The sequence below is a fragment of the Pseudomonas marvdashtae genome, assembly GCF_014268655.2.
Taxonomy (GTDB): Bacteria; Pseudomonadota; Gammaproteobacteria; order Pseudomonadales; family Pseudomonadaceae; genus Aquipseudomonas; species Aquipseudomonas marvdashtae.
On the sequence record NZ_JABWQX020000003.1, the window covers coordinates 124,975 to 149,939 of the forward strand.

Sequence of the window (24,965 nt, forward strand, 5' to 3'; positions counted from 1 at the left end):
TGGACGGCCGATCGGCCAGATGACCGTTGGTGATTGTTCCCACGCTCTGCGTGGGAATGCAGCCAAGGACGCTCCCACGCGGAGCATGGGAACGATCTGCGCTGCCGGATCAGGCGCCCGGAACGAAGTGCTTCTGCGCGGTGCCGCGGGCGATCAGGCGGGAGATGTAGTCGAGTTTCTGCGGGTCTTTGTCGACGAAGCGGAAGGTCAGTTGCAGCCACTCGCTGTCGGGGGTTTGTTCGTGGGCGACGATGGCGTGCAGGTAACCGTTCAGGCGAGCGGTTTCGGCGTTGTCGCCCTGCTCCATGTCCAGCACGGCGCTTTCAAGCACCTGTGGCAGGGTGTCGGTGCGTTTGACCACCAACAGCGCTTCCTTGAGGCTCAGGGCCTTGATCACGCATTGCTGGGTGCCGCTGGACAGGCGCAACTGGCCTTGGCCACGGTTGGTCGTCGAAGCGGCGGCGGCCGGTGCCTTGACGGGTGGGCTGTTGAGCAAACCACGGGCCGGAGCGGCAGCGGCTGCGGGAGCCGGGGCGGCGGCTGGCTTGGCAAAAGGATTCACCGCAGGCGCCGACGCAACGGCCGCAACCGGAGGCTTGCCACCCGTCAGGGCGCTGAGGGAATCATTGCCGAAGGCTGAATTCATCTTGGTCGGGGCGCTGTTCATCAAGGTCTCGAGCTTGCCGGCCTTGTGCATCACCTGTTTGACCTTGGTGAGAAGTTGCTCGTTGGTGAAGGGCTTGCTGACATAGCCGGAAACGCCGGCCTGGATCGCCTGGACCACGTTTTCCTTGTCGCCACGGCTGGTCACCATGACGAACGGCATGCCCTTGAGGTTGTCTTGCTGGCGGCACCAGGTCAACAGTTCCAGGCCGGACATCTCCGGCATTTCCCAGTCGCACAGCACCAAGTCAAACGCTTCACGGGCCAGCAGGGCCTGGGCTTTCTTGCCGTTCACCGCGTCTTCGATGCGGATGCCTGGGAAGTAGTTGCGCAGGCACTTCTTCACCAAATCACGAATGAACGAAGCATCGTCCACGACCAACACACTGACCTTACTCATCCAGATACACCTCTAAAAAATCCCGGCAAGCATACCGCTTTACTGATGGCATATTGCCAAAAACCTTCAGTCACGCCGGGACTTTTCGTTCGCGGGGTGCTGCTTTTGATTAAAAAAACCGCAAAAAAAAGCCCGACCAAAAGGCCGGGCGCTTTTCTTGGCAATCTTACTTATCGTCAGTTTCACCGGGAACATTAGCGGTTTCGGACGGGGTGCCTTCAACTTCCTCCTTCATCCGCTTGAGCCCCATATGCCGCACGTCGGTGCCACGCACCAGGTAGATCACCAGTTCCGAGATGTTGCGCGCATGATCGCCGATACGCTCCAGGGAACGCAGCACCCAGATGATGCTCAACACCCGGGAGATGGAGCGCGGGTCTTCCATCATGTAGGTCGCCAGCTCACGCAGGGCAGTCTTGTATTCGCGGTCGATGATCTTGTCGTACTGGGCCACCGACAGCGCAAGGTCGGCGTCGAAACGGGCGAAGGCGTCCAGCGCATCGCGGACCATGTTGCGCACCTGGTCACCGATATGGCGGACTTCGACGTAACCGCGTGGCGCTTCGCCTTCTTCGCACAACTGGATGGCCCGACGGGCAATCTTGGTGGCTTCGTCGCCGATCCGCTCCAGGTCGATCACCGACTTGGAGATGCTGATGATCAGGCGCAGGTCGGACGCCGCCGGTTGACGACGGGCCAGGATGCGCAGGCACTCTTCGTCGATGTTGCGTTCCATCTGGTTGATCTGGTCGTCGATCTCGCGCACTTGCTGGGCCAGGCCGGAATCGGCCTCGATCAGCGCGGTCACCGCGTCATTGACCTGTTTTTCCACCAGCCCGCCCATGGCCAGCAGGTGGCTGCGCACCTCTTCCAGCTCGGCGTTGAACTGCGCGGAAATGTGGTGGGTGAGGCCTTCTTTACTAATCATCTTTGGCGTCCTTGGAGCGTCCGGTAAGGTGCGGCGGACCGCAGCGTAGATTCAATGAGCAACCACGGCGTCCTAGCCGTAACGACCGGTGATGTAGTCCTCGGTCTGCTTCATGGCCGGATTGGTAAACAGGGTATCGGTGTCGCCGAATTCCACCAGCTTGCCCATGTACATGAACGCGGTGTAGTCGGATACCCGAGCCGCCTGTTGCATGTTGTGGGTCACGATGACGATGGTGAACTTGGACTTGAGCTCATAGATCAGCTCTTCGACCTTCAGCGTCGAGATCGGATCGAGGGCCGAGCACGGTTCGTCGAGCAACAGCACTTCCGGTTCCACGGCGATGGTGCGGGCAATCACCAGGCGTTGTTGCTGGCCGCCGGACAGGCCCAGGGCCGACTCATGCAGGCGGTCCTTGACCTCATCCCACAGCGCCGCGCCCTTGAGCGCCCATTCCACGGCTTCATCGAGCACGCGTTTTTTGTTGATGCCCTGGATGCGCAGGCCGTAGACCACGTTCTCATAGATGGTCTTCGGGAACGGGTTAGGTTTCTGGAACACCATGCCCACCCGGCGACGCAGCTCGGCGACGTCTTCGCCCTTACGGTAGATGTTATTGCCGTAGAGATTGATTTCGCCTTCGACGCGGCAACCGTCCACCAAGTCATTCATGCGGTTGAAGGTCCGCAGCAACGTCGACTTGCCGCAGCCCGACGGGCCGATGAACGCGGTAACGCGCTGTTTCGGTATGTTCAGGCTGACGTCATACAGCGCCTGCTTCTGGCCGTAGAACAGGTTCAAGCCGGGCACTTCGATGGCGACGGTTTCCGAAGCCAGGTTCAGGCTCTGCTTGTCGCGGCCCAGGGCCGACATGTTGATGCCGTGTGTATGTGCTTCGTGTTGCATGGTCTCACTCCGTTCGTAGCTGCAAGCTTTTAGCTGCAAGCTGCAAGTTTTGAGCAAAAGCGGCCTGCAGCTTGCCGCTTGTGGCTAATGCTTTTAGCTATCCAACGCTTTGTATTTCTCGCGCAGGTGATTACGGATCCACACCGCCGACAGGTTCAAGGTGGCGATCACCAGCACCAGCAACAGCGCCGTGGCGTATACCAGCGGTCGCGCCGCTTCAACATTCGGGCTCTGGAAGCCAACGTCGTAGATATGGAAGCCCAGGTGCATGATCTTCTGGTCCAGGTGCAGGTACGGGTAGTTGCCGTCCAGCGGCAGCGACGGGGCCAGTTTCACCACGCCCACCAGCATCAACGGCGCTACTTCGCCGGCGGCGCGGGCCACGGCGAGGATCATGCCGGTCATCATCGCCGGGCTCGCCATCGGCAGGACGATTTTCCACAGGGTCTCGGCCTTGGTCGCGCCAAGAGCCAGGGAACCCTCGCGAACGGTCCGCGGAATTCGCGCCAGGCCTTCCTCGGTGGCGACGATTACCACCGGCACCGCCAGCAGCGCCAGGGTCAGGGACGCCCAGAGCAAGCCGGGGGTGCCGAAAGTCGGCGCAGGCAAGGCTTCGGGAAAGAACAGCCGGTCAACCGAGCCGCCCAGCACGTAGACGAAGAAGCCCAGGCCGAACACGCCGTAGACGATGGCCGGAACACCCGCCAGGTTGTTCACGGCAATGCGGATCAAGCGGGTCATCGGCCCCTGGCGGGCATATTCACGCAGATACACCGCCGCCAGCACGCCGAACGGAGTGACGATCATCGCCATGATCAGGGTCATCATCACGGTGCCGAAAATTGCCGGGAAGATCCCGCCTTCGGTGTTGGCTTCACGAGGGTCGTCGCTGAGGAATTCCCAGACCTTGCTGAAGTAGAAACCGATCTTGGTGAACGTGCCCATGCCATTTGGCTGGTAGGCGTGCACCACTTTGCCGATTTCGATCTCCACTTCCTTGCCGTTGGCATCGCGGGCCGTCAGGCTGTCGCGATTGAACTGCGCGTGCAGGTCGGCCAGGCGCGCTTCGATGTCCTTGTAGCGGGCGTTGAGTTCGGCGCGCTCGCTTTCCAGATCGGCTTGTGCGGTGGCGTCGAGCTTGCCCTCCAGCTCCAGTTTGCGACCGTGCAGGCGAATGCGCTCGAGGCCGGCGTTGATCGCGCCGATGTCGGATTTTTCCAGGGTCTTGAGCTCGTCGGCCAGTTCGTTGACGCGTTGGATACGCGCTTGCAACTGCGGCCACGCGGACTCGCCCTCGGCGATGACCTTGCCTTGTTCCTTGACGTTGACGAGGTAACCGTAAAAGTTGCCCCACTCACGTCGTTCAAGGGCCATCAGCTCCGGCGGCGTCGTCTGGTTGGTCAGCCAGTCGCCGACGATCCAGGTGAAGTCGGTGCCGTTTAGGTCGCGGTTGCCGACCTTCACCAGTTCACGGGTCATGAACTCAGGGCCTTCGTTCGGCACCGGCAGGCCGGCGCTTTTCAGGCGCTCGCGAGGCACTTCTTCTTTCTGCACGACTTCGCCCACCACCAGGTGCGCAGGCATGCCCGGTACGGTGTAGCTGGCGTGGATCAGGTCCGCCGGCCAGAAGTGGCCCAGGCCACGCACGGCAATTACCGCCAGCAGGCCAATGGTCATGATGACCGCGATGGACACCGCGCCCCCGCTGATCCAGACGCCCGGGGCGCCGCTCTTGAACCATCCTTTCAGGGAGTTCTGTTTCACAGACTTCTACCTTTCTTAAAGCGACGAATATTTCTTGCGCAGACGCTGACGGATCAGCTCGGCGAGGGTGTTCATGACGAAGGTGAACAACAGCAGCACCAAGGCCGACAGGAACAGCACGCGGTAGTGGCTGCCGCCGACTTCCGATTCAGGCATTTCCACTGCCACGTTGGCCGCCAGGGTGCGCAGGCCTTCGAACAGGTTCATTTCCATGACCGGCGTGTTGCCGGTGGCCATCAGCACGATCATCGTCTCGCCCACCGCCCGGCCCATGCCGATCATCAGTGCCGAGAAAATGCCCGGGCTGGCGGTGAGGATCACCACGCGCGTCATGGTCTGCCAGGGCGTGGCACCGAGGGCCAGGGAGCCCAGGGTCAGGCCGCGTGGCACGCTGAACACGGCGTCTTCGGCGATCGAATAGATGTTCGGGATCACGGCGAAGCCCATCGCCAGGCCAACCACCAAGGCGTTGCGCTGGTCGTAGGTAATGCCCAGGTCATGGGAGATCCACATGCGCATGTCGCCGCCGAAGAACCAGGCTTCCATGTACGGGCTCATGTACAACGAGAGCCAGCCGATGAGGAGGATCACCGGGATCAACAGGGCGCTTTCCCAGCCGTCCGGCACTCGCAGGCGAATGGATTCCGGCAGGCGGCTGAAAGCAAAACCGGCGACCAGGATGCCGATCGGCAGCAACATCAGCAGGCTGAAGATGCCTGGCAGGTGCCCTTCAACGTATGGCGCCAGGAACAGGCCGGCGAAGAAGCCGAGGATCACCGTCGGCATCGCCTCCATCAGCTCGATCACTGGCTTGACCTTGCGGCGCATGCCCGGGGCCATGAAGTAGGCGGTGTAGATCGCGGCGGCAACCGCCAGCGGCGCGGCCAGCAGCATCGCGTAGAAAGCGGCCTTCAGGGTACCGAAGGTCAGCGGCGAAAGGCTCAGCTTGGGTTCGAAGTCGGTGTTGGCGGCGGTCGATTGCCAGACGTACTTGGGTTCGTCGTAGTTTTCGTACCAGACCTTGCTCCACAACGCGCTCCACGAAACTTCCGGGTGCGGGTTCTCAAGCGACAACGGTTGCAGCTTGCCGCCCTGCTCCACGATCAACCGGTTTGCACGCGGCGACATACCAAACAGGCCTTCGCCATCGACCACCTGGTCTACCAGCAAGGTACGGTGGGCGGTGCTGTGGAACACGCCGAGCTTGCCGGCGGCGTCGAGGGCGACGAAGCCTTTGCGACGCTCTTCGGCGCTGATTTCAACGATCGGCGCAGAGCCCATCTGGAAGGTACGGATCTGCTTCAGGCGCTGTTCGCCGTCCGGATCGCGAGCCATGAACCACTGGGCCAAGCCACCTTTGGAGTCCCCGAAGATCAGCGAGATACCGCCCACCAGTTGAGCAGTGGCGGTGATCTGGGCTTCGGCGTTTTCCAGCAGCTTGTAGCGACCGTTGAGGCTCTTGTCCCGCAGGCTGAACACATCGGCTTGAGCACGTCCGTTGATCACATACAGCCATTGCTGGCGCGGGTCGACGAAAATGTTCTTCACCGGCTCGGTCATCTGCGGCAGCTCGATGCGTGTCTGCTCGCTGGTGATTTCACCGGTCATCATGTTTTCTTCGCTGGTCAGCGACAGCACATACAGTTGCGCGCCGCTGGAGCCTGCCAGCAGCAGCGTCGAATCGGTGGCGTTGAGGCTCACGTGCTCAAGAGGCGCGCCCTGCTCGTTCAAGGCGATTGGGGTCTCGCCGTAAGGGTATTCGATGGCGGGCGAAATGGTTTTCTTGCCGTCGGGATAGCTGACTTTATAAGTGTGGCGCACCACCAGGGCCTGGCCATTGGAAAGACCGATCGCTACCAGCGGGCTGCCGGGCTGGTCTTCGCCGATGGACGTCACGCTGGCGCCGGCCGGGATCGGCAGGTCGACGCGACGCAGTTCGGCACCGTTGTCGAGCTCGAAAAACAGCGCTTGGCCCTTGTCGGAAATCCGCATGGCGACTTGGTTCTGCTCTTCGATGGCGATCATCAGCGGCTTGCCGGCGTCTTGCATCCAGGCGGGCGTGATCGAATCCTTGGCCGTGAGGTCCGCACCTTGGAACAGCGGGAGCACCACATAGGCCAGGAAGAAGAAAATCAGGGTGATTGCTGCGAGGACGGCGAGGCCGCCAACCAGTACGTACCAGCGGGTCAGGCGATCCTTGAGCGCGCGGATGCGACGCTTGCGTTGCAGCTCAGGCGTATTGAAGTCAATGCGCTTGGGAGGGGAAGTCGTAGTCATTGTGGAGTTGGCCAGATCATTCATGCGCACACCCTAGCGATCCTGTATGACAGAAAGATGACAGTGAAGTGACGCAACAAATCCGCCGCCAACGAGACGCTGGCAGCGGACAGGAAAATTAAGCCGCGGGAGTAGTCTTCTCTCCCACAGCAGCCCGGGCGTTGGCCCGGGCTCAGGTATTACTGCTTGGCGACGTTGCCGCCTTCTTGCAGGCCCAGGTCAGCCAGTGCCTTGGCGGCAACCTTGGCTGGCAGCGGGATGTAACCGTCCTTGACCACGACTTCCTGGCCTTGCTTGGACAGGATCAGCTTCACGAACTCAGCTTCCAGCGGGGCCAGAGGCTTGTTCGGGGCCTTGTTGACGTAGACGTAGAGGAAGCGCGACAGCGGGTACTTGCCGTTCAGGGCGTTTTCTTCGGTGTCTTCGATGAATTCGCCGCCTTCTTTCTTCGCCAAGGCAACGGTTTTCACGCTAGCCGTCTTGTAGCCGATGCCCGAGTAGCCGACGCCGTTAAGCGAGCTGCTGATCGACTGCACAACCGAAGCCGAACCCGGCTGTTCGTTGACGTTAGGCTTATAGTCGCCTTTGCACAGTGCTTCTTCCTTGAAGTAGCCGTAGGTGCCGGACACCGAGTTACGGCCGAACAGCTGGACTGGCTTGTTGGCCAGGTCGCCGGTCACGCCCAGGTCGCCCCAGGTCTTGACGTCAGCCTTGGCGCCGCACAGGCGAGTCGAGGAGAAGATGGCATCGACTTGAGCCATGGTCAGGTGCTTGATCGGGTTGTCCTTATGGACGAATACGGCCAGGGCGTCCACGGCAACCGGGATAGCGGTAGGCTTGTAGCCGTACTTGGTTTCGAAGGCCTGCAGTTCGTTGTCCTTCATCTTGCGGCTCATCGGGCCCAGGTTGGCGGTGCCTTCGGTGAGCGCGGGCGGCGCGGTGGAGGAACCGGCGGCCTGAATCTGGATGTTTACGTTCGGGTATTCTTTCTTGTAGTTCTCAGCCCACAAGGTCATCAGGTTGGCCAGGGTATCGGAGCCGACGCTGGACAGGTTGCCCGACACACCAGTGGTCTTGGTGTAGCTCGGGATCGCAGGGTCAACAGCGGCAACCGCGTTGGCAGTCGCAACGCCAGCAGCGACGACAGTCATTGCCGCCATCAAACGCTTCAGTTTCATGCCTTACTCCTAGCAGATAGGGTGTGTTAAGTCGGCCAAGTATCGGTAAGCCTTGTGAACACTCTATTGCTGAAATATGACAATTGGATGAAAGGCCAGTATTGAGATTGCCGGAGGGTTCTTGATGCATTTGACTCTTTTCCCAGAACAACCGACCGATAGAAGAATCCCAAGCCTCAAGGTTGACAAACTCACAACAAAATATAACCTTGTCAACCACGAGAGGCACTCATGATCAATGAACGAATTCGCCGCGCCCGCGTCTTGAGGGGCATGTCGCTTGAAGCCTTGGCGCTTCAACTAGGTGACATTACTAAGCAAGCACTCAGCAAATATGAGAAGGGGTTGGCTACCCCCGGCTCGGCTCGCCTGTTGAAAATCGCGAAAATATTGCAGATCAGTCCTGAATACTTCTTCCGGGCGGATTTGGTCCCGCTTGCTCCGCTGGAATTTCGCAAACTGGCGAAAATGCCCAAATACCGCCAGATACAGATTGAAGAACAGATGCGTGAACATCTTGAGCGCTACATCGCTTTGGAAGATTGCTTCGATCCGGCCACTGTCCAAACACCTGCCACTCCACCACAAATGCTGACAGTTTCCTGCATAGACGAAGCAGAAGGGGCGGCCGAGCAATTGCGAAATTTCTGGGGGATTGGCAGCGACCCCATCTCCAACCTGACCGAGCAAATGGAAGAGCACAGCATCAAGGTCGCGATGCTGAATGGGCCAGACGATTTCGACGGTGCCTGCGCTGCTACCATTGATGGCCGCCATGTCTTAATCGCGCTGAACGCTGAACGTCCCGGTGAGCGAATACGTTTCACCGCCGCCCATGAGCTTGGCCATTGGGTTATGCAATTGCCAGAAGACATGTCCGAGCGGGACAAGGAAAATTGCTGCCACCGTTTCGCTGGGGCATTCCTATATCCAGCAAAAGGCGTCATCAACGATTTTGGTAGCCATCCTCGTTCCCGCGTCCATCCTCGTGAGCTCCTCATTGCCAAGCGTGACTATGGAATTTCTATGCAGGCAGCGCTACGCCGTCTTAAAGATCTTCATCTTTTGAGCGAAGGCGGCTACAAGTCTCTGACCATTCAGTTCAGTGCTAATGGATGGCGTAAAAACGAACCCGAGCCTATGCCATGCAAACCGCCGCAACGCTTCGAATCGTTAGTGTTTTGGGGGCTGGCCGAAGGGCTTATGACCAAATCCCGGGCAGCCGAATTGTTACAAAAACCAGTGAGTGTGCTTGACCCCAATTTTCTGGGCTCACTGGAGAGTGCATGAGTCTGGTCTACATCAGCGATACGAATATCTGGATCGATTTCAGAAATGCCGGGTTGCTGGAGCACATGTTCAAGTTGCCATTCACACTTTGCTGCACAGACTTCGTGCTACAAGAGCTTGAGGACTTTTCTCATGACGAGTTACTTGCCTTTGGGTTGATTGTCGAGTCTTTCGATGGTCCTGGGGTGGCTCGACTTTTCAATCTCAAGATCGAGCACAACAATAGCTCGCTGGCAGACGTCTCTTGCTACCTACTCGCGCAAGATACGGGTAGACCACTTCTGACAGGAGATGGCAAGCTCAGGCGCCAAGCACAACGAGATGGCCTACAAGTATATGGAGCGCTGTGGCTGCTGGACTCAATGGTCATGACCGGGGTGATCCCTCCAGTGCTTGCTGCCAACGCGCTGGAAAATATGCTAGGACACGGAGCGCGCCTCCCCACTGCCGAATGCGACGCAAGGCTTTCGGCCTGGCGAAAGCCCTGAACTCAATCGACCTTAGCGACCCTTCTTCCAAAGATAACCGCCCACCACCATCCCGATCCCGCAGATGATCGCCACGTAATACGCTGGCCCCATCGGGCTCTCTTTCAACAGCAAGGTCACGATCATCGGTGTCAATCCGCCGAAGATTGCGTAGGCCAGGTTGTAGGAAAACGACAGGCCACTGAAGCGCACCACGGCCGGGAACGCATTGACCATGACGTAAGGCACCGCGCCGATGGTGCCCACCAGCAAACCGCTCAAGGCGTAGAGCGGGAACAACCAGTCAGGGTGCTCGAACAAGCTGTGGTAGAAGGTCCAGAACGTGACGAGCAGCAAACCGCTGCCGAAGACAAACACCCGCCCCGCACCGAAACGGTCGGCCAGCACACCCGCGCCAATGCAACCGAAACTCAGGAACACAATCGCCAGGCTATTGGCCTGCAATGCCGTCGTCGGGCTGAAGTGATACACAGTCTGCAGCACCGTCGGCGTCATCAGGATGACGACGATGACCCCGGCCGACAGCAGCCAGGTCAGCAGCATCGAAATGGCGATTGCGCCGCGATGGTCGCGCAGCACGGCCCGCAGCGGTACCTCTTCGGCCAGGGCCTTGCGCAGCTGCAGCTCGGCGAATACCGGGGTTTCGTGGAGCCAGCGGCGCAGATACACCGAGAACAAGCCGAACACACCGCCCAGCAGGAACGGGATCCGCCAGGCGTAATCCGCCACTTCCACCGGTGTATAGAGGCTATTAATGGCGGTGGCCACCAGCGACCCCAGCAGAATCCCCGCCGTCAGGCCACAGGTCAGGGTGCCGCAGGCATAGCCGATGTGGCGCGCTGGCACATGCTCGGAAACGAATACCCAGGCCCCAGGCACTTCGCCGCCGATGGCCGCGCCCTGAATCACCCGCATCAGCAACAAGAGGATCGGCGCCCACATGCCGATCTGCGCATATGTCGGCAGCAAGCCCATGATCAAGGTGGGCACCGCCATCATGAAAATGCTCAGGGTGAACATTTTCTTGCGGCCCAGCAGGTCACCGAAGTGGGCCATGACGATCCCGCCCAGCGGCCGGGCCAGATAACCGGCGGCAAAGATGCCAAACGTTTGCATCAGGCGCAGCCATTCGGGCATCTCGGCGGGAAAGAACAGCTTGCCGACCACGGTGGCGAAGAACACGAAAATGATGAAATCGTAGAACTCCAGCGCACCGCCCAAGGCAGAAAGCGACAGGGTCTTGTAGTCATTACGGGTCAGCGGACGGGCGGGTTGTGCGGACGTCGCCGTGCTCGAAGGCGCAGTGGTCATGGCAAGGGCTTCTCTTATAGTCGGTTCTGCGGCCCCGACAACGCGCAATGGGAGCCTGGGCAGGTCCGGCACGATAGCAAATTGTTCGAAAAAGCACATAGAGGTGCGTAATAGACAGTCGAAATCAGAACCCAGTGGTCGTCTCGACGTCTATCGCCCGATATACTCGCAACCTTGCGACACTCTGTAAGGGGTTGCTGTGCGAAAACGTCGTTGGTGATGTAGTCAAATCAGCCGGTTTCGCAGAGTTTCCCTTTGGCACGCCTTTACGAAAAACGTGACGAACGTGGCATGTTCGGGCTGAATCGTTTTTTTCAAAGACGGCTATTCACCTGAAAGACAAGACAGAGTTACGGGTCAGAGGCCCCCCGGCATGATAGAGCTCGAACAAGAAGATCCGATTCCGCAAGGCGACCTGGCCCTGCAAATCACCGCGCTTCCTCGCGACACCAACGGCTTTGGCGATATTTTTGGCGGCTGGCTGGTGTCCCAGATGGACCTCGCCGGCACCGCGATGGCCAGCAAAGTGGCCGGCGGACGCGTGGCAACCGTGGCCATTGATCGCATGGCATTCCTGGTGCCGGTGGCCGTCGGCGCGCAGTTGTCGTTCTATACCCAGGCCCTGGAAATCGGTCGCAGCTCGATCCAGATGATGGTTGAAGTCTGGAGCGACGACCCGCTGTCCAGTGAATGGCGCAAGGTCACCGAAGCGGTGTTTGTATTTGTCGCCATTGATGGCAGTGGTCGCACCCGCTCGGTTCCGCCACGCGCCCGTTAAACACGGCGACCGTTTTGCGGTCCATTGCAGTTCATGTTCCTGAACGAGATTTGCAAGATGCCTACGCCTAACGTCGAAGCCGTCAAACTGGATGAACTGAACGGTTGGCGCATCCGCCACGGTCAGGCCGAGTTGCTGGTGGCCCAGCAAGGCGCGCATGTCCTCAGCTATCAAGTGGACGGCCAGCCGCCGTTGATCTGGCTCAACGACCAGGCCACGTTCAAGAGCGGTAAGAGCATCCGCGCCGGCGTGCCGGTGTGCTGGCCATGGTTCGGCAACCTGACACGCAACCCCGACAGCGTCCAGGCGATGCGCGTCAGCAACGAACCGGCCACGGCCCACGGCTTGGTGCGAGCGATGGATTGGGAACTCAAGGGCATCGAGGCCGAGGGCGAAAGCCTGAAGATCGAATTCGTCTTGCCCTACCCGGAAAACGGCCTCTCGGGCTGGCCCCACCACGTAGACCTGACGCTGACGATCGTGATGGACGAGCAACTGCATATCCACCTCACCAGCCATAACCGGGGCAGCGAAACCGTCAGCCTCAGCCAGGCGCTGCACAGCTATTTCGCTGTCAGCGACGTGCGTAACGTACACGTCGACGGTGTGGATGGCTTGCGCTATATCGAGACCCTGGACGATTGGAACATCCACTCCCAGGCCGGTGATTTGCATTTTGCCGGCGAAACGGACCGTATCTACCTCGATACGCCACCGACGCTGAGCATCGTGGACGCGCATTGGAATCGACGGATCGAGTTGGCCAGCGTCGGCTCGCGCTCGGCGGTAGTCTGGAACCCGTGGACCGAACGGGCCAAGGCTTTCAGCGACATGGCCGATGATGGCTGGCAGCGCATGCTGTGCATCGAGACGGCGAATGTGATGGACGATGTGGTGACGCTGTTGCCCGACGCTCGTCATACGCTGGGTGTGAGCATCGCCAGCAAGCCGCTCTAGCCACCCTCGACACCAAGATGTGGGAGCAAGCCCGCTCCCACATTCGGGTCCAGCCGCATTTGCGCCTGTTACAGATCCGCGTCCACTACCACCCTCACCTTCTCCGCCTCCATCGCATACGCGGCGCTCGCCAGGTCGTTGTCGACCTTTTCGATTTTCAGCGTGCCGGTGACCCACAGTGGCGTGTAGATATCGTCAAGCTTCAGGCCCTTGGGATAGCGCACCAGCACCAGTTGATTGGGCGGCGGTGGCGGGACGTGGATGCAGGCACCGGGATAAGGCACCAGGAAAAACAATGTGCTCCGGCCCTTGGCATCAGTTTCCAAAGGAACCGGATAACCACCCAGGCGGATGTGCTTGTCGTTCATCGACGCCACGGTCTTGGCCGAATACATCACCGCCGGCAAGCCTTTGCTCTGCTTCAGGCCGCCCTTTTCGGTGAAGGTGCCGCTGGCTTCGGGGGAGTTGTGGTCGATCTCAGGCATGGCCTCGAGGGCTTTCTGGTCGGACTTTGGCATCAGTTCGAGCCAGTCGGTTTCCGCCAGCTCGGCGGCATGGGCCAGGCCACTGCCCAGTAGAAGAAGGGTCAACACTAAACGGCGCATGAAAGTGCTCGGCAATGAGTGAGGAATGAAACGCCGGGCAGTTTAGCCCTCTCCGTGCGCCGCGCAGAGAGGGCTTCATCAGGTTTAATCAGTTTCTTTTGATCAAGCCGTAGATCACCAGCAATACCACCGCGCCCACCAGGGCACCGAGGAAACCAGCGCCTTCGCCCGCCTGATAGATACCCAAGGCCTGGCCGCCGTAAGTGGCCGCCAACGAACCGCCGATACCGAGCAGGATGGTCATGATCCAGCCCATGCTGTCATCGCCCGGTTTGAGGAAGCGCGCCAGCAGGCCGACGATCAAGCCGATTAAGATGGTTCCGATGATTCCCATGGCATTTCCCTCTGGTTGAATAGCTATGCCAAAGCCTAGTCAGACTTTGGCACCTTGCCATGAGAGAAGCCGGCCGACGAATGGTTCAAAGAATGTTTCGGATTATTGCTCGGCGATCAGCGTCTCGACCTTGATGATCTGCTGGGCCAGCGTGGCCCTGTCGGCGCAACGCAGGTTGGCGTGACCGACCTTTCGGCCCACTTTGAACGCCTTGCCATAGTGGTGCAGATGACAGTCGGCAATCGCCAGGACTTTCTCGGTATCCGGCACTTTGCCGATGAAGTTCAGCATTGCGCTCTCACCGACCTTGGCCGTCGACCCCAGTGGCAGCCCGGCCACCGCCCGCAGGTGATTTTCGAACTGGCTGCACTCGGCGCCTTCAGTAGTCCAATGCCCGGAGTTATGCACACGCGGAGCGATTTCGTTGGCCTTGAGGCCACCGTCCACTTCGAAGAACTCGAACGCCATGACGCCAACATAGTCGAGCTGCTTGAGCACTCGGCTGGAGTAGTCTTCGGCCAACGCTTGCAGCGGATGGTCGGTGCTGGCGACGGACAGCTTGAGAATGCCGTCCTTGTGGGTGTTGTGCACCAGCGGGTAGAAGCGCAGTTCACCGTCACGGGCACGCACGGCAATCAGCGAGACTTCGCCGGTGAAGGGTACGAAGCCTTCCAGCAGGCAGCCGACGCTGCCCAGCTCGGCAAACGTGCCGGCGACGTCTTCGGCGTTGCGCAAGACTTTCTGGCCCTTGCCGTCGTAACCCAGGGTGCGGGTCTTGAGCACGGCTGGCAGGCCGATGGAAGCGACAGCCGCTTCAAGGTCAGCTTGAGACTGGATATCGGCGAAGGCCGGCGTCGGGATGCCCAAGTCCTTGAACATGTTCTTTTCGAACCAGCGATCGCGGGCGATGCGCAGGGCTTCGGCGCTCGGGTAGACCGGGACGAACTGGGACAGGAAGGCAACGGTCTCGGCCGGGACGCTTTCGAATTCGAAGGTCACCAGGTCGACTTCATCGGCCAACTGACGCAGGTGATCCTGATCACCGTAATCGGCCCGCAGATGTTCACCCAGGGCAGCGGCGCAGGCGTCCGGCGCCGGATCCAGGAAAGCGAAGTTCATCCCCAGCGGCGTACCCGCCAAGGCCAACATGCGACCCAACTGGCCGCCACCGATTACACCGATTTTCATTTCGTCAACAACCTCAGGCAATGCGTGGGTCTGGATTGTCCAGGACGCTGTCTGTCTGCTCAGCGCGGAATTTTTTCAGCACGGTATGAAATTGTGGATGCTTGGCGCCCAGGATGCTGGCCGACAGCAGCGCCGCGTTGATCGCGCCGGCCTTGCCGATGGCCAGGGTAGCGACCGGGATGCCGGCTGGCATCTGTACGATCGACAGCAGCGAATCGACACCCGAGAGCATCGATGACTGCACCGGCACGCCCAGCACCGGCAGGTGCGTCTTGGCCGCACACATGCCTGGCAGATGGGCCGCGCCACCGGCTCCGGCGATGATCACCTCGATGCCACGGGACTCGGCCTCTTCGGCGTACTGGAACAGCAGGTCCGGGGTACGGTGGGCGGACACCACTTTCACCTCGTAAGGGATGCCGAGCTTTTCCAGCATATCGGCGGTGTGGCTAAGGGTGGACCAATCGGACTTGGAGCCCATGATCACGCCAACCAGTGCACTCATCGTCGTGCCTCTTCTCTCTGGGCGCCCGCAGGCGCGTCAAAAAACAACAAGCCACGCGGGAAAACCAGCGTGGCTTGTTGTACGAATTATGGCCGATCTGGACCGGCCAAAGGCCGCGCAGTATACCGCAATGAAGCAGATAAACAGCCCCTGCCGCGACCATCTGTCATTTGTGGTTAAACGGCGGTTTTATTGACCCTGAGGTCAATGGAAAACCCTTGCGGGGGGACTTGATTCAAGCGCCAGTCCCGCCTTGCGCAACCCCGCTCTCGAGCTTGCGCCACAACAACCGTACATTGGCCTTGCGCACCAGAGCGCAGCGGTACAGGCGGATCTCGAGCGGCACATGCCATTGTGGTCCGCCGCAGATCACCAGCTCCCCACGCTCCAGCTCGGCGCGTACGCTGAGCCGCGGCACCCAGGCGATGCCCAGCCCTTCCAGGGCCATGCTTTTCAAGCTGTCGGCCATGGCCGTCTCATAGACCGTGGTGAAGCGCAACGCGCGCTGGCGCAACAATTGATTCACCGAACGTCCCAGGAATGCCCCGGCACTGTAGGCCAGCAAGGGCACGCTGGCCTCGCCCTCCAAGTCAAATAACGGCTTGCGGTCAGCGTCGGCCGCACAGACCGGGAGCATCTCGGTCTGGCCCAGGTGCAGGGACGGGAAAATCTCCGGGTCCATTTGCATCGCCGAATCCGGGTCGTAGAAAGCCAGCATCAAATCACAACCGCCCTCGCGCAACGCATGCACGGCATCGCCCACGTTGGTCGCGACCAGTCGCGTGGCGATGTTCATCCCTTCGTTGCGCAATTGCGCGATCCAGCGTGGGAAGAAACCCAGCGCCAGGGAATGGGCCGCCGCCACTTGGATCACTTCGCCCTGCCCGCCTTCCAGATGGTGCAAATGCCTGAGCACCTCGCCCAACTGCTCGACCACGGTGCGCGCCGTCACCAGGAACAGTTGCCCCGCCGCGGTCAGTTCGATCGGCGTACGGGAGCGGTTGACCAACGTCAGCCCCAGCGCCGCTTCCAGACTGCGGATCCGCCGACTGAAAGCCGGTTGCGTGACAAAGCGCCGCTCGGCCGCCTGGGAAAAACTGCGAGTCGCGGCCAAGGCACTGAAGTCCTCGAGCCATTTGCTTTCAAGATTCATCATCGCCCTCCCGAAGGACGCACCAAAACAGGTCGCACGTTCGCCGAGTCGTCGGCGTCACACGCGCATTATGCCGAATATGCATAGGCCAGTGTTTAACAGCATTGGCCCAAATTTTCCTGAAAGCCTAGGATTCACAGCGTTCCGGCACAGACCGGGTCCTTATTGAGATGATTTCCATCATGTCCTCCGCTGCATCATTCCGCACAGAAAAAGACCTGCTTGGCGTACTCGAAGTACCGGCGCAAGCGTATTACGGCATCCAGACCCTGCGAGCGATCAACAACTTTCGTCTCTCCGGTGTCCCGATCTCGCATTACCCCAAGCTGGTGGTCGGTCTGGCGATGGTCAAGCAAGCCGCCGCTGACGCCAACCGTGAGCTGGGCCAACTCAGCGAAGCCAAGCACGCCGCGATCAGCGAAGCCTGCGCACGGTTGATCCGCGGGGATTTCCACGAAGAGTTCGTGGTGGACATGATTCAGGGCGGCGCAGGCACGTCGACCAACATGAATGCCAACGAGGTCATCGCCAACATCGCGCTGGAGGCCATGGGTCACCAGAAAGGCGAGTACCAGTACCTGCACCCCAACAACGACGTGAACATGGCGCAGTCCACCAACGACGCCTACCCGACGGCGATCCGCCTGGGTCTGCTGCTGGGTCATGACGCGCTGCTGGCCAGCCTCGACAGCCTGATCCAGGCGTTCGCCGCCAAGGGCCAGGAATTCAGCCATGTCCTGAAAATGGGCCGCACCCAACTGCAAGACGCCGTGCCGATGACGCTCGGCCAGGAATTCCGCGCCTTCGCCACCACCCTGGGCGAAGACCTGGCGCGCCTGAAAACCCTGGCGCCTGAACTGCTCACCGAAGTGAACCTGGGCGGCACCGCCATCGGCACCGGCATCAACGCTGACCCACGCTACCAGGCCCTTGCCGTGCAGCGCCTGGCAACTATCAGTGGCCAGCCGTTGGTCCCGGCCGCCGACCTGATCGAAGCCACCTCTGACATGGGCGCCTTCGTGCTGTTCTCCGGCATGCTCAAGCGCACCGCAGTCAAGCTGTCGAAGATTTGCAACGACTTGCGCCTGCTGTCCAGCGGCCCGCGCACCGGCATCAATGAAATCAACCTGCCGGCCCGCCAGCCAGGCAGCTCGATCATGCCCGGCAAGGTCAACCCGGTGATTCCTGAAGCGGTCAACCAAGTGGCGTTCCAGATCATCGGCAACGACCTCGCGCTGACCATGGCGGCCGAAGGCGGCCAGCTGCAACTGAACGTGATGGAACCGCTGATCGCCTTCAAGATCTTCGACTCGATCCGCCTGCTGCAACGGGCCATGGACATGCTGCGCGAGCACTGCATCGTCGGCATCACCGCAAACGAAGCGCGCTGCCGTGAACTGGTCGAGCATTCGATCGGCCTGGTCACCGCCCTGAATCCGTATATCGGCTATGAAAACGCCACTCGCATCGCCCGCGTTGCCCTGGAAAGCGGCCGTGGCGTGCTGGAACTGGTGCGCGAAGAAGGTTTGCTCGACGACGCCATGCTCGACGACATCCTGCGCCCGGAAAACATGATTGCTCCGCGTCTGGTCCCGCTGAAAGCTTGATCGACGCGACCACAACTCACCAGGTCGAGGGACTAGACACCTCTCACCTTTTGAGGGCTTGGGGACTCGTTCCCCAAGCCCTTTTTTTTAACAAATGACTGCAAGCAAGACAGAACCTGTAGGACCGAGCCGGCTCGCGATAAACGACAACACGCTGCCGTTGTAACCCGCGTCGCCCGCCACCGCGAGCTGGCTCGTTCCCGCAAGAACCTGACCGATAGGCCAGGAGCTACAAAGGTCCGTTTCGTCGCACGCACCACAACTGTGCAGACGGGCGTCGCACTGATAGGTATAGTGCCGCCCCTCTTCGCATGAGTGGTCGTCGTCAACGAGGCCTCAACAACATGCGAAAACCGAACTAATAACAAACCCGCGAAGTGGACCGGGACGAAACATCGCCTGACCTGTCGAGCCGCCTGCGGACCGATGTAACACGATGTTTCCAAATGGCCAGCATTGCTTAAACAAAAAACAGCGAGGAATACACATGCTCGAAGTCATCAACGACTTCCTCTCAGGGAAAGTGCTGATCGTGCTCATTGTCGGGCTCGGTGGCTACTTCACGATCCGCTCGCGTTTCGTCCAGTTCCGTCATTTCTTTCATATGTTCGCGGTGTTCCGCGACAGCCTGAAAAGCAGCACTGACCAGCTCAGTTCGTTCCAGGCCTTGATGCTCAGCCTGGCCGGCCGCGTCGGCGCGGGCAACATCGCCGGTGTCGGCATTGCCGTGACGCTCGGTGGCCCGGGTGCGGTGTTCTGGATGTGGGTGACTGCGCTGGTCGGCATGTCCAGCAGCTTCTTCGAGTGCTCCCTCGGCCAGCTCTACAAGCGCTGCGACTCCGAAGGCCAGTACCGTGGCGGCCCGTCCTACTACATCCAGCACGGCCTGCAGAAACGCTGGCTGGGCATGATCATGGCGTTCCTGCTGCTGATCACCTTCGGCTTCGCCTTCAACGGCCTGCAAGCCCACGCCGTGACGCACTCGTTGAACAATGCCTTCGGCTTCGACACGACCTACACCGGCCTGGCCCTGGCTGCGTTGCTGGGCCTGGTATTCATCGGCGGGATCAAGCGTATCGCCAAGGTTGCCGACCTGCTGGTACCGGTCAAGACCCTGGCCTACATCGGGGTGACGCTCTACGTGATCGTGCTGCAGTTCGAACATGTACCGGGCATGCTGGCGACCATCGTCAAGAGCGCCTTCGGCCTGGACCAGGCCTTTGGCGGCCTGATCGGCAGCGCAATCGTCATGGGCGTCAAGCGTGGCGTATTCGCCAACGAAGCCGGCCTGGGCAGCGCCCCTAACGTGGCAGCCGTCGCCTCGGTCGAACACCCGGTTGCCCAAGGTGTGGTCCAGGCGTTCAGCGTGTTCCTCGACACCTTCGTGATCTGCACCTGCACCGCGCTGCTGATCCTGCTGTCGGGTTTCTACACACCGGGCTTCGAAGGCGACGGCATTGCCCTGACCCAGAACTCCCTGGCGGCCGTGGTCGGTGACTGGGGCCGAGTGTTCATCTCCGTAGCCTTGTCGTTGTTCGTGTTCACCTCGATCCTCTACAACTACTATCTGGGTGAGAACAACCTGCGCTTCATGCTCGGCGAAAACCGCAAGGCGCTGATGGCGTATCGCACCCTGGTCCTGGCGCTGATTTTCTGGGGCGCCATCGAGAACCTGGGCACCGTGTTTGCGTTCGCCGACATCACCATGACCCTGCTGGCATTCGTGAACCTGATCGCGCTGTTCCTGTTGTTCAAGGTCGGCATGCGCATCTTGCGTGACTACGACGACCAGCGTTCGGCTGGCATCAAGGTGCCGGTGTTCGACTCGAGCAAGTTCCCGGACCTGGACCTGGACCGCAAGGCCTGGCCAGCGACCCCATCGGCACCTGCCGCCGAATCTGGAAACGCTCCGGCGAGCCTGGCTGCAGCGCAACGCTGATCAACAGTCCGTTTGAAAAAAACCGGGCGCATCCCCTGCGCCCGGCGTGACACAACACAAGGTCGGCGTCATGCTCGGCCTTATGTTGTAGCAGCAAATGAAGCTGCTGTTTTCGTCCTCGGAGAACACCCATGAATGCCTCGACTTATCCTGCCGCCCAACACGTCATGGTGCTCTACACCGGTGGCACCATCGGCATGCAGGCCAGCGCCCACGGCCTGGCCCCGGCATCCGGTTTCGAAGCGCGGATGCGCGATTACCTGCACAGCCAGCCGGAACTCGTCGTCCCGCAGTGGCGCTTTCGGGAAATGTCGCCGCTGATCGACAGCGCCAACATGACCCCGGGCTACTGGCAGCAACTACGCGAAGCAGTGGTCGATGCCGTGGATGTGCAAGGCTGCGACAGCGTCTTGATCCTGCACGGCACCGACACCCTGGCCTACAGCGCCGCCGCCATGAGTTTCCAGTTGCTGGGCTTGCACGCGCGGGTGTGCTTCACCGGTTCCATGCTGCCCGCCGGCGTGACCGACAGCGATGCCTGGGAAAACCTCAGCGGCGCACTGGTCGCCCTCGGCCAGGGCCTGGCGCCAGGCGTGCACCTGTATTTCCACGGTGAGTTGCTGGCGCCGACCCGTTGCGCGAAAGTGCGCAGCTTGGGTCGTCATCCGTTCAAGCACCTGGAACGCCAAGGCGGCGGTGCCAAGGCCGATTCCCTGCCGGCGCCGTTGAACTACAACCAGCCCAAGCAACTGGCGAACGTCGCGGCGCTGCCGCTGTTCCCTGGCATCAGCGCCGAGATTGTCGAAGGCCTGCTGGGCAGCGGCATCCAAGGCTTGGTGCTGGAGTGCTACGGCAGCGGCACCGGCCCGAGCGACAACCCGGCCTTCCTCGCGAGCCTGGAGCGGGCGCGGGACAGCGGAGTGGTGGTCGTGGCGGTCACTCAATGCCATGAAGGTGGCGTTGAGCTGGACGTGTACGAAGCGGGTAGCCGCTTGCGTGGCGTTGGCGTGCTGTCCGGTGGCGGCATGACCCGCGAGGCCGCGTTCGGCAAATTGCACGCGCTGATTGGCGCGGGGTTGCCAGTGAATGAGGTTCGGCGGTTGGTTGAGCTGGACCTGTGTGGCGAACTGCGCTGATCCGAACCTGCATCAACGTGTAGTGAGCGGCATACAACTTGCTCCGCTTCCAGTCTCCCAAGTCTGGAAACGGACCATGCTGCATTCCCATCTCACCACGCTCAACGCCGTCTCCCTGGTGCTCAACGCCTTCAAGAACGAAGGCTTGCCCAGCGATGCATTGTTGGCCGGCAGTGGCATCAGCGCCGCGGACCTGAGCCGGGCCGATACGCGCATCACCACCAACCAGGAGATGCAGGTCTGCGCCAACGCCGTCGCGCTCAAACGCGACATTGGCCTGGAGCTGGGCCTCAACATGCACGTTTCGTCCTACGGCATGCTCGGGTACGCCCTGCTCACTAGCGCCACCTTAGGTGACGCTTTGCGCTTGGCGCTGCGTTACCCAGCGCTACTGGGAACACTGTTTGAGCTGGCATTGGAAGATGACGGCCAACATATCTGGCTCAGCGCCAGTGACTATCGGGAAAACCCGGCCCTGGCGGTGTTCAATGCCGAGTTCTGCATGGTCTCGCTGAAGGTGATCTGCAACGACTTGCTCGGCCACGTGCTGCCCTTGCGTGCTGCGCGGTTCGAGCACTCGGCACCGGACTATCACGCACGCTACGGCGCGCTGTTCGATTGCCCGGTGCGCTTTGACAGCATCGACAACGCCTTCGCTTTCGATCGCCTTTGGCTGGAACAACCGCTGCCATTGGCCGACCCCATCACCCACCACGCCATGGCGGAACGCTGCCGCCGCCAGAACACCGAGTTCACCGGCCGGCAGGCCTGGCTGGGACGGATCCGCCAGTTGCTCAGCGCACAGCTGGATGCTGCGCCAGGCCTGGAAGGCTTGGCCGAACACATGAACTGTTCGGCGCGCACCTTGCGTCGGCATCTCAAGCAATTGGGTTGCAGCTATCAGGAACTGCTGGATGAGCTGCGCTTCGAGCGAGCCAAGCAGATGCTCTGCGAGGACCAACTGCCGATCTATCGGATCGCCGAATTGCTCGGCTTCAGCGAAACCGCCAGTTTTCGCCATGCGTTCGTACGCTGGAGCGGCGTGGCGCCGAGTCAGTTCCGGCCGTGATCCGCGTTGGTTTCAACACGATCCCCGTGGCGAGGGAGCTTGCTCCCGCTCGGCGGCGCAGCCGTCGCAAACCGGCCAACGCGATCCATCTATAGAAATGCGTCGAATTGATTGGGGCGGCTTCGCCACCCAGCGGGAGCAAGCTCCCTCGCCACGGGTTTTCCAGCAACAGCTTTACGTCACGCCCCGAACCAGCGCACGCCCGCGCCAACAAGGGGCGATTTACGGTCAAACCTTTTGGCCGTTTCGATCCCCTTTTGGCCTTCCCTGCCGTTCTCCAAAACCCCATACGCCGCAAAACTGTGATCAAGCGAATCAGCCTTGCGGAGAATAAAAATGCTGACGATCTACTCGGACGATCACCACCTGCACCATGGACGCTGCGAGTTGATGGATGGGCAATTGATGCCCTGCTTCGAAATGCCCTCCCGGGCCGACCATGTGCTGGACCGGGTCAAGACCCAAGGCCTGGGTCCGGTCAGAGCACCTGAGGATTTCGGCCTCGGGCCAATCCAGCGCATCCATACCCAGGCGTACCTGGAATTTTTCAAAAGCGCCTGGGACCGCTGGACCGAATTCAAACGCGACGGTGATCTGCTGCCCTATACCTGGCCGGCCCGTACCCTGCGCCCCGTCATCCCGACCAGCCTGCACGGCCAGCTCGGTTATTACAGCTTCGACGGCGGCGCACCGATTACCGCCGGGACCTGGCAAGCCGCCTACAGCGCCGCGCAAGTTGCCCTCACCGCCCAGGCCGAGATCCAGCGGGGTGCGCGCAGCGCCTTTGCGTTGTGCCGGCCGCCCGGACACCACGCCGCCAGCGACTTGATGGGCGGTTATTGCTACCTCAACAACGCCGCCATCGCTGCCCAGGCGTTTCTTGACCAAGGCCACAAAAAAGTCGCGATCCTCGATGTCGACTACCACCACGGCAACGGCACTCAATCGATCTTCTACGAGCGCAGCGACGTACTGTTTGCCTCGATCCACGGCCACCCGGAAGCCGAGTTTCCGTTCTTCCTCGGCTATGCCGATGAGCGCGGCGAAGCCGCCGGCGAGGGCTTCAACTTCAACTATCCTTTGCCCGCAGGCTCAGGCTGGGACACGTGGAGCGCCGCCCTGGAGCAATCCTGCGGCGAACTCCAACGCTACGACGCCGACGTCATCGTCGTCTCCCTGGGCGTGGACACTTTCAAGGACGACCCGATTTCGCAATTCAAGCTCGACAGCCCGGACTACCTGGCGATGGGTAAGCGCATCGCAGCGCTTGGCAAGCCAACCCTGTTCGTGATGGAAGGCGGGTATGCAGTGGCAGAAATTGGCATCAATGCCGTGAACGTTCTTGAAGGTTTCCAAAGCGCCCAATGAGGAATAACAGCATGAACAGACTCAAGCGTTTTATCGCTCCAGCCCTGTGCGCCGCGCTGCTGTGCGGCGTGGCGCAGGCCGAGGAGCGCACCCTGCGTGTCTATAACTGGTTCGACTACATCACGCCCAAGGCGCTGGACGATTTCAAGGCGCAGAACCCTCAAGTCAAACTGGTCTACGACATCTTCGATACCAACGAGGCCTTGGAGGCCAAGCTGCTGACCGGCAATGCCGGCTATGACGTGGTGGTGCCGTCCAACGTGTTCCTGGCCAAGCAGATTGAAGCCGGGGTTTTTCAGCCGCTTGATCGCAGCAAGTTGCCGAACTGGAATCACCTCGATCCCAAGCTGATGAAACTGATCGAAGCCAACGATCCGGGCAACAAGTTCGCCGTGCCGTACATGTACGGCACCATCCTGATCGGCTTCAACCCGGACAAGGTCAAGGCCGCCCTGGGCGACAACGCGCCAGTGGACAGCTGGGACCTGATCTTCAAGGAAGAAAACATCAGCAAGCTCAAGCAGTGCGGCGTGGCATTGCTCGATTCGCCTTCGGAAATCCTGCCCCTGGCTTTGCAGCATCTTGGCCTGGATCCCAACAGCAAGAAGCCGGCGGACTACACCAAGGCCGAAGCGCTATTGATGAAGATTCGCCCGCACATCACCTATTTCCACTCATCCAAATACATGGCCGATATCGCCAACGGCGACATCTGCGTCGCGGTCGGTTATTCCGGCAGCTTCTCCCAGGCGGCCAACCGCGCCAAGGAAGCCAAGAATGGCGTGACGGTGGACATGCGCCTGCCCAAGGAAGGCGCGCCGATCTGGTTCGACATGCTTGCCATCCCCAAGGGCGCGAAAAACCCGGACGACGCCTACACCTTCATCAACTATTTGCTGCAGCCGCAGGTGATTGCACCGGTCAGCGATTTTGTTGGTTATCCGAACCCGAACAAGGACGCCACCGAGATGGTCGATCCGGCGATCCGCGGCAACCCCAACTTGTATCCGACCGAGTCCGCCATGGCGACGCTCTATACCCTGCAACCCTTGCCGAGGGACGCCGAACGCGCACGCACGCGGGCCTGGACGCGGATCAAATCCGGCCAGTAATCCAAGGAC

22 protein-coding genes are annotated in these 24,965 nt (G+C 60.5%); 10 read left to right on the forward strand and 12 right to left on the reverse strand.

Annotated features, from left to right (window positions below; translation table 11 throughout):
* Positions 1–109: 109 nt before the first annotated feature.
* The 6 genes from HU742_RS23470 to HU742_RS23495 form a co-directional block, all read right to left on the reverse strand.
* Positions 110–1,063, reverse strand: a complete 954-nt coding sequence (locus HU742_RS23470; protein ID WP_186644881.1) for a response regulator — start codon at positions 1,061–1,063, stop codon at positions 110–112.
* A 166-nt stretch (positions 1,064–1,229) separates the two neighbouring features.
* Entirely contained in the window at positions 1,230–1,991 is a 762-nt protein-coding gene (phoU, locus tag HU742_RS23475) for a phosphate signaling complex protein PhoU (protein ID WP_030139132.1), read from the reverse strand.
* Between the two features lie 72 nt (positions 1,992–2,063).
* Positions 2,064–2,897 (reverse strand): phosphate ABC transporter ATP-binding protein PstB, encoded by an 834-nt coding sequence (pstB, locus tag HU742_RS23480; RefSeq protein WP_186633129.1) that lies wholly within the window; start codon positions 2,895–2,897, stop codon positions 2,064–2,066.
* A 93-nt stretch (positions 2,898–2,990) separates the two neighbouring features.
* Positions 2,991–4,661 carry a phosphate ABC transporter permease PstA gene (pstA, locus tag HU742_RS23485; protein WP_186644883.1) on the reverse strand — a complete coding sequence of 557 codons (1,671 nt, stop codon included), beginning with the start codon at positions 4,659–4,661 and terminating at the stop codon, positions 2,991–2,993.
* 15 nt (positions 4,662–4,676) lie between these two features.
* On the reverse strand, positions 4,677–6,710 hold the full coding sequence (locus HU742_RS23490) for an ABC transporter permease subunit (protein ID WP_186644914.1): 2,034 nt from the start codon (positions 6,708–6,710) through the stop codon (positions 4,677–4,679).
* A 407-nt stretch (positions 6,711–7,117) separates the two neighbouring features.
* Positions 7,118–8,116: a phosphate ABC transporter substrate-binding protein PstS gene (locus HU742_RS23495; RefSeq protein WP_186633135.1), complete on the reverse strand. Its 999-nt coding sequence runs from the start codon at positions 8,114–8,116 to the stop codon at positions 7,118–7,120.
* A gap of 231 nt (positions 8,117–8,347) precedes the next feature.
* Here HU742_RS23495 and HU742_RS23500 point away from each other — a divergent pair, with 231 nt between their 5' ends.
* Positions 8,348–9,406, forward strand: coding sequence for a helix-turn-helix domain-containing protein (locus HU742_RS23500; RefSeq protein ID WP_186644885.1), 1,059 nt, complete (start codon positions 8,348–8,350; stop codon positions 9,404–9,406).
* On the forward strand, positions 9,403–9,894 hold the full coding sequence (locus HU742_RS23505; protein WP_186644887.1) for a PIN domain-containing protein: 492 nt from the start codon (positions 9,403–9,405) through the stop codon (positions 9,892–9,894). The genes HU742_RS23500 and HU742_RS23505 overlap by 4 nt, the downstream gene beginning before the upstream one ends.
* 12 nt (positions 9,895–9,906) lie before the next feature.
* On the opposite strand, the gene HU742_RS23510 is transcribed toward HU742_RS23505, so the two are convergent.
* Positions 9,907–11,205, reverse strand: a complete 1,299-nt coding sequence (locus tag HU742_RS23510; protein WP_186644889.1) for an MFS transporter — start codon at positions 11,203–11,205, stop codon at positions 9,907–9,909.
* Positions 11,206–11,578: 373 nt separating this feature from the next.
* On the opposite strand from HU742_RS23510, the gene HU742_RS23515 reads away from it, so the two are divergent.
* Together HU742_RS23515 and HU742_RS23520 are read left to right on the forward strand one after the other, a co-directional pair.
* Complete coding sequence (locus tag HU742_RS23515; protein WP_030139126.1) at positions 11,579–11,983, forward strand: acyl-CoA thioesterase; 405 nt, start codon at positions 11,579–11,581, stop codon at positions 11,981–11,983.
* A gap of 57 nt (positions 11,984–12,040) precedes the next feature.
* Positions 12,041–12,940, forward strand: coding sequence for a D-hexose-6-phosphate mutarotase (locus tag HU742_RS23520; RefSeq protein WP_186633142.1), 900 nt, complete (start codon positions 12,041–12,043; stop codon positions 12,938–12,940).
* Between the two features lie 68 nt (positions 12,941–13,008).
* Here the strand turns inward: HU742_RS23520 and HU742_RS23525 are convergent, their stop codons facing one another.
* The 5 genes from HU742_RS23525 to HU742_RS23545 form a co-directional block, all read right to left on the reverse strand.
* Positions 13,009–13,545: a DUF3299 domain-containing protein gene (locus HU742_RS23525; protein ID WP_186644891.1), complete on the reverse strand. Its 537-nt coding sequence runs from the start codon at positions 13,543–13,545 to the stop codon at positions 13,009–13,011.
* 88 nt (positions 13,546–13,633) lie between these two features.
* Complete coding sequence (locus HU742_RS23530) at positions 13,634–13,879, reverse strand: GlsB/YeaQ/YmgE family stress response membrane protein (RefSeq protein WP_186633148.1); 246 nt, start codon at positions 13,877–13,879, stop codon at positions 13,634–13,636.
* A gap of 102 nt (positions 13,880–13,981) precedes the next feature.
* Positions 13,982–15,067, reverse strand: a complete 1,086-nt coding sequence (locus HU742_RS23535; protein ID WP_186633151.1) for a 5-(carboxyamino)imidazole ribonucleotide synthase — start codon at positions 15,065–15,067, stop codon at positions 13,982–13,984.
* Positions 15,068–15,080: 13 nt separating this feature from the next.
* The gene (gene purE / locus HU742_RS23540) at positions 15,081–15,572 is read right to left on the reverse strand and encodes a 5-(carboxyamino)imidazole ribonucleotide mutase (RefSeq protein ID WP_003187060.1); all 492 of its coding nucleotides are present in this window, start codon (positions 15,570–15,572) and stop codon (positions 15,081–15,083) included.
* Positions 15,573–15,807: 235 nt separating this feature from the next.
* The gene (locus tag HU742_RS23545) at positions 15,808–16,725 is read right to left on the reverse strand and encodes a LysR substrate-binding domain-containing protein (protein WP_186633154.1); all 918 of its coding nucleotides are present in this window, start codon (positions 16,723–16,725) and stop codon (positions 15,808–15,810) included.
* A 182-nt stretch (positions 16,726–16,907) separates the two neighbouring features.
* Here HU742_RS23545 and aspA point away from each other — a divergent pair, with 182 nt between their 5' ends.
* From aspA to HU742_RS23575, 6 genes are all read left to right on the forward strand, one after another.
* Entirely contained in the window at positions 16,908–18,332 is a 1,425-nt protein-coding gene (aspA, locus tag HU742_RS23550) for an aspartate ammonia-lyase (RefSeq protein WP_186611362.1), read from the forward strand.
* Between the two features lie 487 nt (positions 18,333–18,819).
* Positions 18,820–20,271, forward strand: a complete 1,452-nt coding sequence (locus tag HU742_RS23555; protein ID WP_186633157.1) for an alanine/glycine:cation symporter family protein — start codon at positions 18,820–18,822, stop codon at positions 20,269–20,271.
* Between the two features lie 131 nt (positions 20,272–20,402).
* The gene (locus HU742_RS23560; RefSeq protein WP_186644893.1) at positions 20,403–21,407 is read left to right on the forward strand and encodes an asparaginase; all 1,005 of its coding nucleotides are present in this window, start codon (positions 20,403–20,405) and stop codon (positions 21,405–21,407) included.
* Positions 21,408–21,483: 76 nt separating this feature from the next.
* Entirely contained in the window at positions 21,484–22,476 is a 993-nt protein-coding gene (locus HU742_RS23565) for an AraC family transcriptional regulator (RefSeq protein WP_186644895.1), read from the forward strand.
* A gap of 336 nt (positions 22,477–22,812) precedes the next feature.
* A complete protein-coding gene (locus HU742_RS23570; protein ID WP_186633166.1) occupies positions 22,813–23,844 on the forward strand; it encodes a histone deacetylase family protein in 1,032 nt (343 codons plus the stop codon).
* 11 nt (positions 23,845–23,855) lie between these two features.
* On the forward strand, positions 23,856–24,956 hold the full coding sequence (locus HU742_RS23575; protein ID WP_186633168.1) for a polyamine ABC transporter substrate-binding protein: 1,101 nt from the start codon (positions 23,856–23,858) through the stop codon (positions 24,954–24,956).
* The last annotated feature ends 9 nt before the right edge of the window (positions 24,957–24,965 follow it).

Bases quoted from the DNA above. Each gene is read 5' to 3' on its own strand.
- HU742_RS23470 (WP_186644881.1), bottom strand. From the start codon at position 1,063: ATGAGTAAGGTCAGTGTGTTGGTCGTGGACGATGCTTCGTTCATTCGT.
- phoU (WP_030139132.1), bottom strand. From the start codon at position 1,991: ATGATTAGTAAAGAAGGCCTCACCCACCACATTTCCGCGCAGTTCAAC.
- pstB (WP_186633129.1), bottom strand. From the start codon at position 2,897: ATGCAACACGAAGCACATACACACGGCATCAACATGTCGGCCCTGGGC.
- HU742_RS23490 (WP_186644914.1), bottom strand. From the start codon at position 6,710: ATGCAAGACGCCGGCAAGCCGCTGATGATCGCCATCGAAGAGCAGAAC.
- HU742_RS23495 (WP_186633135.1), bottom strand. From the start codon at position 8,116: ATGAAACTGAAGCGTTTGATGGCGGCAATGACTGTCGTCGCTGCTGGC.
- HU742_RS23500 (WP_186644885.1), top strand. From the start codon at position 8,348: ATGATCAATGAACGAATTCGCCGCGCCCGCGTCTTGAGGGGCATGTCG.
- HU742_RS23505 (WP_186644887.1), top strand. From the start codon at position 9,403: ATGAGTCTGGTCTACATCAGCGATACGAATATCTGGATCGATTTCAGA.
- HU742_RS23510 (WP_186644889.1), bottom strand. From the start codon at position 11,205: ATGACCACTGCGCCTTCGAGCACGGCGACGTCCGCACAACCCGCCCGT.
- HU742_RS23515 (WP_030139126.1), top strand. From the start codon at position 11,579: ATGATAGAGCTCGAACAAGAAGATCCGATTCCGCAAGGCGACCTGGCC.
- HU742_RS23520 (WP_186633142.1), top strand. From the start codon at position 12,041: ATGCCTACGCCTAACGTCGAAGCCGTCAAACTGGATGAACTGAACGGT.
- HU742_RS23525 (WP_186644891.1), bottom strand. From the start codon at position 13,545: ATGCGCCGTTTAGTGTTGACCCTTCTTCTACTGGGCAGTGGCCTGGCC.
- HU742_RS23530 (WP_186633148.1), bottom strand. From the start codon at position 13,879: ATGGGAATCATCGGAACCATCTTAATCGGCTTGATCGTCGGCCTGCTG.
- HU742_RS23535 (WP_186633151.1), bottom strand. From the start codon at position 15,067: ATGAAAATCGGTGTAATCGGTGGCGGCCAGTTGGGTCGCATGTTGGCC.
- purE (WP_003187060.1), bottom strand. From the start codon at position 15,572: ATGAGTGCACTGGTTGGCGTGATCATGGGCTCCAAGTCCGATTGGTCC.
- HU742_RS23545 (WP_186633154.1), bottom strand. From the start codon at position 16,725: ATGAATCTTGAAAGCAAATGGCTCGAGGACTTCAGTGCCTTGGCCGCG.
- aspA (WP_186611362.1), top strand. From the start codon at position 16,908: ATGTCCTCCGCTGCATCATTCCGCACAGAAAAAGACCTGCTTGGCGTA.
- HU742_RS23555 (WP_186633157.1), top strand. From the start codon at position 18,820: ATGCTCGAAGTCATCAACGACTTCCTCTCAGGGAAAGTGCTGATCGTG.
- HU742_RS23560 (WP_186644893.1), top strand. From the start codon at position 20,403: ATGAATGCCTCGACTTATCCTGCCGCCCAACACGTCATGGTGCTCTAC.
- HU742_RS23565 (WP_186644895.1), top strand. From the start codon at position 21,484: ATGCTGCATTCCCATCTCACCACGCTCAACGCCGTCTCCCTGGTGCTC.
- HU742_RS23570 (WP_186633166.1), top strand. From the start codon at position 22,813: ATGCTGACGATCTACTCGGACGATCACCACCTGCACCATGGACGCTGC.
- HU742_RS23575 (WP_186633168.1), top strand. From the start codon at position 23,856: ATGAACAGACTCAAGCGTTTTATCGCTCCAGCCCTGTGCGCCGCGCTG.